Source organism: Pantoea sp. UBA5923, assembly GCF_002431095.1.
GTDB classification, from domain to species: domain Bacteria; phylum Pseudomonadota; class Gammaproteobacteria; order Enterobacterales; family Enterobacteriaceae; genus Pantoea; species Pantoea piersonii.
In genome coordinates, this window is sequence record NZ_DJDN01000045.1 from 18025 (window position 1) to 18486 (window position 462).

A 462-nucleotide genomic window follows, 5' to 3' on the forward strand; every position below is an offset into this window, starting at 1 on the left:
GGAATTCTGGTGCTTTCCAGCGTGCTGGTGGTCAATCTTTACCACCTGCAGATTCTGCGCTTTGAAGATTACAGTACCCGCTCTAACGAAAACCGTATCAAGCTGGTGCCGGTGGCGCCAAGCCGCGGCATTATCTACGACCGCAACGGCACCGCCCTGGCGCTTAACCGCACCATCTATCAGGCGGAGCTGGTGCCGGAGAAAGTCGATAATCTCAAGCAAACGCTGCAGGATCTGCGCCCGGTGCTTGATATTACCGACGAAGATCTCGACGCCTTTGATAAAGAGCGCAAGCGCTCGCGTCGCTTTACCTCTATTCCCGTCAAAGTCGGCCTTAACGATGTGCAGGTGGCGCGCTTCGCCGTCAACCAGTACCGTTTCCCCGGCGTCGAGGTGAAAGGCTATCAGCGTCGCTATTACCCCTACGGCCCTACCCTGACCCACGTTGTCGGCTACGTCTCC

General features: G+C 57.1%; 1 pseudogene. It reads left to right on the top strand.

Annotation, left to right across the window (positions count from 1 at the left end):
- Window positions 1-462, top strand: a pseudogene (locus tag B3797_RS11285) (penicillin-binding protein 2); the annotation flags it as partial.